This is a genomic window from Hoeflea sp. BAL378 (assembly GCF_000759435.1).
Classification (GTDB): domain Bacteria; phylum Pseudomonadota; class Alphaproteobacteria; order Rhizobiales; family Rhizobiaceae; genus Hoeflea.
In genome coordinates, this window is sequence record NZ_JRJG01000109.1 from 26,054 (window position 1) to 34,124 (window position 8,071).

General features: G+C 66.6%; 9 protein-coding genes. 2 read left to right on the top strand and 7 right to left on the bottom strand.

The window, feature by feature from the left end:
• Genes LL06_RS19950 through LL06_RS19980 form a run of 7 tightly spaced genes read right to left on the bottom strand, consistent with a single transcriptional unit; the run spans nucleotide 1 to nucleotide 6,422 of the window.
• The gene (locus tag LL06_RS19950) at nucleotides 1-348 is read right to left on the bottom strand and encodes a cupin domain-containing protein (RefSeq protein ID WP_035530880.1); all 348 of its coding nucleotides are present in this window, start codon (nucleotides 346-348) and stop codon (nucleotides 1-3) included.
• On the bottom strand, nucleotides 345-1,007 hold the full coding sequence (locus LL06_RS19955) for a cysteine hydrolase (RefSeq protein WP_035530882.1): 663 nt from the start codon (nucleotides 1,005-1,007) through the stop codon (nucleotides 345-347). Before LL06_RS19955 ends, LL06_RS19950 begins: the two co-directional genes overlap by 4 nt.
• The gene (locus LL06_RS19960; protein WP_035530884.1) at nucleotides 1,007-2,521 is read right to left on the bottom strand and encodes an ABC transporter ATP-binding protein; all 1,515 of its coding nucleotides are present in this window, start codon (nucleotides 2,519-2,521) and stop codon (nucleotides 1,007-1,009) included. The genes LL06_RS19955 and LL06_RS19960 overlap by 1 nt, the downstream gene beginning before the upstream one ends.
• The gene (locus LL06_RS19965; protein WP_035530886.1) at nucleotides 2,518-3,198 is read right to left on the bottom strand and encodes an isochorismatase family cysteine hydrolase; all 681 of its coding nucleotides are present in this window, start codon (nucleotides 3,196-3,198) and stop codon (nucleotides 2,518-2,520) included. Before LL06_RS19965 ends, LL06_RS19960 begins: the two co-directional genes overlap by 4 nt.
• Nucleotides 3,199-3,209: 11 nt before the next feature.
• Nucleotides 3,210-4,136 (bottom strand): ABC transporter permease, encoded by a 927-nt coding sequence (locus LL06_RS19970; RefSeq protein ID WP_035530888.1) that lies wholly within the window; start codon nucleotides 4,134-4,136, stop codon nucleotides 3,210-3,212.
• Entirely contained in the window at nucleotides 4,133-5,254 is a 1,122-nt protein-coding gene (locus LL06_RS19975; RefSeq protein WP_035530889.1) for an ABC transporter permease, read from the bottom strand. The genes LL06_RS19970 and LL06_RS19975 overlap by 4 nt, the downstream gene beginning before the upstream one ends.
• A 43-nt stretch (nucleotides 5,255-5,297) precedes the next feature.
• On the bottom strand, nucleotides 5,298-6,422 hold the full coding sequence (locus LL06_RS19980) for a BMP family ABC transporter substrate-binding protein (protein ID WP_035530892.1): 1,125 nt from the start codon (nucleotides 6,420-6,422) through the stop codon (nucleotides 5,298-5,300).
• A gap of 169 nt (nucleotides 6,423-6,591) precedes the next feature.
• Here LL06_RS19980 and LL06_RS19985 point away from each other — a divergent pair, with 169 nt between their 5' ends.
• Together LL06_RS19985 and LL06_RS19990 are read left to right on the top strand one after the other, a co-directional pair.
• Nucleotides 6,592-7,536, top strand: coding sequence for a LysR family transcriptional regulator (locus LL06_RS19985; protein WP_052161757.1), 945 nt, complete (start codon nucleotides 6,592-6,594; stop codon nucleotides 7,534-7,536).
• Between the two features lie 42 nt (nucleotides 7,537-7,578).
• On the top strand, nucleotides 7,579-8,071 hold a 493-nt coding region (locus LL06_RS19990; protein ID WP_035530906.1), incomplete at its 3' end, for an aldo/keto reductase.

Below are 8,071 nucleotides of genomic sequence, written 5' to 3' on the forward strand. Positions count from 1 at the left end.
TTATCCCTGGTCTTCTTCCAAAATCAGCACGGGCCGGTTCCACTGGATCAGCACCACGCAGCCGGTCTCCGACCAGACCGCGTGCTCGCTGCCCTCCGGATTGGCCATCACCGTCCCCGCCGGATAGGCCCCGTTGTCGTCGATCTGCACGCCCGAGAGCACGAGGATGGTCTCCAGTCCCCTGTGGCGATGCCGGGGCACCCGCGCCCCGGGCTGGTATTTGAGCAGCGCGATCGCCGGTTCGCCCCTGAGGATGTGGTGGATGGTCACGCCCTCGCGGAACGGCTCGAACACCGCTTCCTGCCATCCGCCGGCGAGGAGGTCGCGCAGCACGACAGGCCGGGTCATGCGAGCTGTCCGATCAGGTCTTCCGAGGCGGCCGCCCAGCCGACGATGCCGCCCTGGGCGACGATCATGGCGATCGCGGCTAACTTGAATTCCGGGAAATAGCTTTCCGTGGCGTCGGTGATCAGCAGGCATTCGTAGCCGCGGTCATTGGCCTCGCGCATCGTCGTCTGGACGCAGACCTCGGTGGTGACCCCAGCGAAGATCAGTTGCGTCACCCCGCGCCGACCGAGCTGGTCGCCAAGATCGGTGGCGTAAAACGCGCCCTTGCCCGGCTTGTCGATGACGATCTCGCCCGGCAGCGGCGCCAGTTCCGCGACGATCGCCGCCCCCGGTTCGCCGGCGATCAGGATCCGCCCCATCGGGCCTTCATCGCCGATGCGCAGGCCCGGATTGCCGCGCTCGCGCTTGGCCAGCGGGCAGTCGGACAGGTCGGGACGATGGCATTCGCGGGTATGCACGATGGTGAGGCCCGCCTTGCGGCAGGCGTCGAGCAGCTTGCGCACCGTGGGCACGATCGCCCGGCAGGCGGAGACGTCGTTGCCGAGCGTCTCGCCGAAGCCGCCGGGCTCGACGAAATCGCGCTGCATGTCGATGATCACCAGGGCGGCGCGGTCCGGATCGAGCCGGAACGGCAACGGCGATGCCTGTATCTCCACCATCACGCGTGCCCCGCCATGTGACGCCCGAGTTCGCCCACATCGAGAGTCTCGATCGAGGTCTCGTAGGCAATGCGGCCTTCCGACATCACCAGCACCCGGTCCGAAAGTTCGAGAATCTCGTCCAGATCCTCACTGATCAGCAGCACCGCGGCGCCGGCATTGCGCGCCGCCATGATGCGGGCGCGGATTTCGGCGACGGCGGAGAAATCGAGGCCGAAGCAGGGATTGGCAATGATCAGCAGGTCGACCTCGTCGGAGAGTTCGCGCGCCAGCACCGCGCGCTGCACATTGCCGCCCGACAAGGAGGCGATCGGGCTTTCGATCGACGCCGTCTTGACCTTGAAGGCGTCGACCAGACGGACCGCGAGCCGGCCCATGGCCGCCCGGTCGAGCCAGAACCGGGTGCCCTTGCCGTTCAAATCGTAGCTGCGGAAGGAGAGGTTCTCGGCAACGCTCATGCGGCCGGCGCAGGCATTCTGCAGCGGCTCCTCGGGCAGGAAGCGCACCTTGAGCTCCCGCGCCTGCCGCCTCGTTCCGCGGAAGGTCACGGATTTGACGCTGACGCTGCCGCGGCTCACCGGGCGCTGGCCGGTCAGCACTTCCATCAGCTCCATCTGGCCGTTGCCGGAGACGCCGGCGATGCCCACCACCTCGCCCGCGGCGACGTGCAGGCTGTCGACATCGATGGTCTTGAGGCCAGAGCGGTCGGCAGCCGAGATCCCTTCCAGCGAGAGCACGACATCGCCCTTCTCTCCGGCGCGGGCGGCCGAGCGGGTGAGCGTCTTGTCGCCGATCATCATCGCCGCCATGTCGTCATGGGTGAGCTCGCCCACCCTGCCGCCGCCGACATGGGCGCCGCGGCGCAGAACCGACACCGCGTCGGCAAAGGCGGTGACCTCGCGGAACTTGTGGGTGATCATCAGGCAGGTGAGCGCGCCGGCGCTTGTGAGGCCGCGCACCATGCCGAGCAGTTCGTCGGCCTCGGACGGGGTGAGCACCGAGGTCGGCTCGTCGAGGATGAGGAAGTGGCGGCCGAGATAGAGCTGCTTGAGGAGTTCGAGCTTCTGCTTCTCGCCGGCCGAGAGCCGGTTGACCGGCTGGTCGAGCGCCACCCGGAACGGCATGGTCTCGACAAAGGCCTGCAGGCCTTCGCGCTCCTTCTTCCAGTCGATCACCGCGGGCGCGTCCTCGCGGGCGATCACCAGGTTCTCGGCCGCCGTCAGCGACGGCACGAGGGTGAAATGCTGGTAGACCATGCCGAGGCCCGCCGCATGGGCGTCGCGGGGGTTGCGGATCTCGGCCTCGCGCCCGTCGATCAGCATCTGCCCCGCCGTCGGCTGATAGAAGCCCATCATGCATTTGACGAGCGTCGACTTGCCCGCGCCGTTCTCGCCCAGCAGCGCGTGGAACGAGCCAGGCGCGATCCGGATCGAGACCTCGTCGAGCGCGGTGAAATCGCCGAAGCGCTTGGTCATGTGCAGGGTCTCGACCCCGATGGCGTGGGGCGCGCTCATGCCGGCAGCCCCGCGATCAGCGAGGCGCTGTCGCTGACGGCGCCGAAGACGCCGCCCTGCATGCGAATCATGTTGACGGCGGCCTGGTGGTTGGCCGGGTCGGTGGCGCCGCAGCAGTCCTCGAGCATCACGCATTCGAAGCCGCGGTCATTGGCCTCGCGCATGGTGGTGTGCACGCAGACATCGGTGGTGATGCCGGTCAGTATCAGGTTTTCGATCCGACGCGTGCGCAACAGGAGTTCGAGATCGGTGGCGCAGAAGCTGCCCTTGCCCGGCTTGTCGATGATCGGCTCGCCGTCGCGCGGAGAAAGCTCCTCGATGATGTCCCAACCCGGCTCGCCGCGCACCAGGATCCGGCCGCAGGGACCGACGTCGCCGATGCCCGCGCCGATCTGCTGCGAGCGCCAGCGCTTGTTGGGCGGCAGGTCGGAGAGATCCGGGCGGTGGCCCTCGCGGGTGTGGATGACGTGGTAGCCCTTCTCGCGCAGGACGCCGAGCACCGCCTTGATCGGCCCGATCGGCGCGCGCGTGAGGCTCAGATCATAGCCCATGCTGTCCACATAGCCGCCCTCGCCGCAGAAATCGGTCTGCATGTCGATGATGATCAGCGCCGTGTTGTCGGGCCTGAGATCGCCATTGTAGGGCCAGGCATAGGGGGTGGACTGGATCGTCGGCATGAAGCCCGCTCCTACTTGGTGATGCTCAATTCGCCCGGCGCGCCGCGCACGGCCCGGGTGGTTGAGCTGGTTGCGATCAAAAGGATGAGGGTGAGCACGTAAGGCGCTGCATAGGAAAGATAATAGCCCGACGAGACGCCCACCGACTGCAGCGCCGGACCGAGCGCGCCCGCGGCCCCGAACAGCAGCGCCGCCCAGATGCAGTTGACCGGGCTCCAGCGCGCGAAGATCACCAGCGCCACGGCCATCAGGCCCTGGCCGGACGAGACGCCCTCGTTCCAGCTCCCCGGATAATAGAGCGACAGATAGGCGCCGCCGATGCCCGCCAGCGCCCCGCCGGCCGCCGTCGCCAGCAGCCGGACGCGGTCGACGCTGATGCCCATGGCGCGGGCCGCGTCGGCGCTGTCGCCGACCACGCGGATGACGAGGCCGATCCGGGTCGAGCGCAGCATCCAGGCGATGAAGAAGGCGAGCGCGATGCCCACGACGAACAGCACGTTGATCCTGAGCGCCGCCTCCACCTGCGGCGAGGACGACCAGGCGCCGAGCGCGATCGTCGGCAGGTCGGGCGCCACCGGCTGGATGTAGGGCTTGCCGAAGAAGAAGGCGAGGCCCATGCCCAAGAGCATCAGCGCGATACCGATGGCGATGTCATTGACCTTGGGCAGCTTACAGACCCAGCCGTGGAACAGGCCGAAAAGCGTGCCGGCAAGGGCCGCGGCGAGAACGCCCGCCCAGGCGGAGCCGGTCTCGTAGGCGATGGCGTAGCCGCTCATGGCGCCGAACACCAGCGTGCCCTCGAGCCCGAGATTGATGCGGCCGGAGCGCTCGGTCAGGCATTCGCCGAGGCTCACGAAGATGTACGGCGTGGAGACGCGGATCGCGCCGCCGAGCATGGCGATCAGCACCGTCCAGACCCCGAGGTCGGTCTCGCTCATGATGTCTTCCTCCACAGGGTTGAAAGGCCCAGGCGGCCGGTGAATGTCTCGGAGATCAGGATCGAGATGAAGACGATGCCCTGCAGCACCAGGATGGTCGCGTCGGGCAGGTCCATACGGCGCTGGATCAGGCCGCTGGAGGCCTCGAAGCCGGCCAGCAACACCGCCACCGGGATGATCGCCAGCATGTTGTGGCGTGCGAGGAAGGCGATCAGGATGCCGGTGTAGCCGTAGCCGCCGGCGAGCGACCCGTTGGCCGAGCCGTGCACGGCGGCGACCTCGAGCATGCCTGCGAGACCGGCGAAGCCGCCGGCGAGCGCGCAGAAGCCGGTCATCAGCCAGCCGACCGGCAGGCCCTGGATCTGCGCCGCGCGGATGTTGCCGCCGACGATGCGGGCGGAAAACCCCCAGGCGGTGCGTTCGATCAGGATCCAGGAGAAGACGCAGGCGAGGATGCCGACGGCGAGGCCCCCGTGCACGTCGAGACCGGGCATGGCGCCGATGCGGTAGGCGTCCTCGAGCGGCGCGGTCGAGGGCTTGTTGAGGCTTGCGGGGTCGCGCAGCGGTCCCTCGACGAAATGGTTCATCAGCGCGATGGCGATATAGGCGAGAAGCAGGCTCGAGATGGTTTCGTTGACGCCGCGCCGGTAGCGCAGCGCGCCGACCAGGCCGATCCAGACCCCGCCGACGCAGATGGCCGAGACCGCCATGCCGAGGATGCCCATAGAACTGCCGAGACCCGTCAGATACATGCCGAAGGCGCCGGCGGCGACGCCGCCCAGCACGATCGCCCCTTCCCCGCCGATGACGACCAGCCCGAGCCGCGCCGGAATGGCGACGCAGAGCGCCGCGAGCAGCAGCGGCGACGCGCGGGCAAGCGTGTTTTCCCAGGAGAACGCGGTGCCGAAGCCGGCCTTGAACACCAGGCCGTAGAACTCGGCCGGCGACTTGCCCACCATCATCAGGAACAGCGCGAACACCGCGAGCCCCGCCACAAGCGCGCCGAGCGGCAGGGCGAAGGCCTCGATGCGGCGATCGAGGGCGCCGGCGGAGCGCCCCCTGCCCGCTGCGGGAGCAACCGGGGCGGGACCGGCGTTCAGGCTCGAGGTCAGGGTCATGGTCACGCTTGGCTCCGGTTGGGGTGGATGCAGGGCGTCCGGCTCAGGACAGGGAGCCGATCACCCCTTCGACGAGATAGTCCATGCTCTCGAGCGCCACGTCGGTCTCGACGAAGCTCTGGCCGGCCTCGGCGATCACCTTGCCGCCATTGTCCTTGAGCGGCCCCTTGATGGCGGCGAAGCCGCCCTTGAGGATCTCGGCCTTGACGGCTTCGAACTGTTTGCGGCCGGCCTCCGGCACGGCGGGACCGAGCGGGCTCATCTTGATGAAGCCGTCGGCGAGACCGCCGCGGACGAAATTGTCGATGGTGCCGCCGTCGAGCGTGGTCTTGACCATGTCGGTGTAGACCTTGGCCCAGTTCCACTCGGCGCCGGTCAGGTATTTTTCCGGCGCCAGCGAAGTCTGGTCGGCGTGGTAGCCGCAGACGAAGGCGCCGCGACCGGCGGCGGTCTCGATCACAACCTTGGGTCCGTCGACATGACAGGTGATGACGTCGACGCCTTGGTCGGCCAGCGCATTGGTGGCTTCGGCCTCCTTGACGGCGAGCGACCACTCGCCGGTGAAAATCACCTGGCAGGTGATCTCGGGATCGACCGAGCGGGCGCCGAGCAGGAAGGAATTGATGTTGAGCAGCACCTGCGGGATCGGCTTGGCGGCGACGAAGCCGATCTTCCTGGTCTTGGTGGCATGGGCGGCGGCGATGCCGTTGAGATACTGGCCCATGCCGATATAGCCGAAATAGGAGCCGACATTCTTGGGATGCTTGTCGGCGTTCCACATGCCGCCGGCGTGCTGGAAGCGGACATCGGGCTGCTTGGCGGCGACTTCGAGAATATGGGGGTCGAAATAGCCGAAGGAGGTGGGAAACAGCAGGGTCGCGCCGTCGAAATTGATCATGCTCTCCATGGTCTTCTGGCAGTCGACCGTTTCGGGCACGTTCTCCTCTTCGATCACGGTGACGCCGTCCATGGCCTTCACCGCGGCCGCGCCCTCGGCGTGGGCCTGGTTGTAGCCGAAATCGTCCTTGGGCCCGACATAGATGAAGCCCACGGTGAGGCCCGCGGCAGCGGCCGCGCCGGCGCCCAGTCCGCCGAGCGCGGTGGCGCCGGCAAGGGCTGCGGCGCTCTTGATGAAGGTACGGCGGGTGGGAGTGAAAATCATGCTCATGCGCCTCTCCTGTGTTTCAAAGAACCGAGGAAAACCGATGTGCTCATCCTGCTGTGAGCAAAGACACGCGGCCTTCGTGGCGGCACGATGCACCACTGGAACTGAGACTGTCTTCTGCTATATTCGCAGCAAGGTGCTGCATTTTTTGCAGCAGTCCGGAGCGCGCGCCATGAGGCACCTGACCACATTCGAATATGTCGACGCGGTGGCGCGCACCGGCTCGATCCGCGGCGCGGCCGAGATCCTGGCTATCACCTCGACGGCTCTGAACCGGCGCATCCTGGCGCTCGAGGAGGAACTGGGGGTGCAGATCTTCGAGCGGCTGCCGCGCGGCGTGCGGTTGTCGAGCGCGGGCGAGTTGCTGATCCACCACATCCGCACGCAGATCGTCGACATGGACCGGGTCAAGTCGCAGATCGCCGACCTGTCGGGCGTGCGCCGGGGCAATGTGTCGATCGCCTGCAGCCAGGCGCTGCTGCCCTATTTCCTGCCCGAGCAGATCACCGAGTACCGCAGGCAGCATCCGGGCGTCCGCTTCGGCGTCTATCTGAGGGACCGGGCGGCGGCGGAGAAGGCGATCGCCGATCTCGAGGCGGATCTGGCGCTGGTGTTCGAGCCGGTGCGGATGGCCGAGTTCCACACCATCCACGCCGTGCCGCAGCAGATCCACGCGGTGATGACCGAGAGCCATCCGCTGGCCGGCCACGAGACGCTGCGGCTCAAGGAATGCCTGCTCTATCCGGTGGCGATGCCGACCCGGTCCTATGGCGTGCGCTACCTGATCGAGCGGGCGCTGGTGGGCGCCAACATGTCGTTCGAGCCGGTGGTGGAATCGGACAGTTTCGAGTTCCTGCGCAACCACGCCGCGGCGGAAGGCATCATCTCGTTCCAGATCCCGATCGGCCTGCCGCCGAACGGCGTCATCCCCGGCGTGATCACGCGGCCGGTCGACGTCCGCGACGTGCCTGCGGGCCTGATCTATCTGGGGCAATTGCGCGGCCGCAGCCTGCCGGTCGCCACCGCCCGCTTCGTCGACCAGATCGTCCGGGTGATGGAACAGCGCTACCCGCGCGACGGGCTGCTTCCCGCACGCGGGTGGAGCGGGAACATTTGAGGCACGTCCGAGTTGTAATTCCCTCTAACGGAGGGAAAAAGGATGAAACTCAGAGAACTTGGTGAATCTGGAATCAAAGTGTCGGAAATTGGCCTCGGCTGTTCAGGGTTCTGGGGCGACAAGCGGTTTCCTGACCGAAAAGCCATCGACATCATCCTGTCGGCGTTCAAGCAGGGTGTGAATTTTTTCGACACCGGCAGCAACTATTCGAATTTCAACGCTGAACCACGGCTCGGCCGCGCGATTAAAGAAATACTGAGGATCGCTCCGCGGGACTCGATTGTCGTGTCAACAAAGGCAGGCAGCAATGTGGGCTACGCGCCGACTGTTGCCGACGACGACCTGTATCACTCTGATTTTTCGCCTGATGCGCTGCTTCGTACCTGCAAGAAATCGATCGAGAACCTGAAATGCGACTACATAGACGTATTCCAGTTGCACGGCTTCAAGCCAGACCTCCTCAACGATGAGATGTTCCGCTGCCTCTCGGACCTGAAGACGAAGGGCATGGTGAGGGCTGTCGGCGTCAACACCC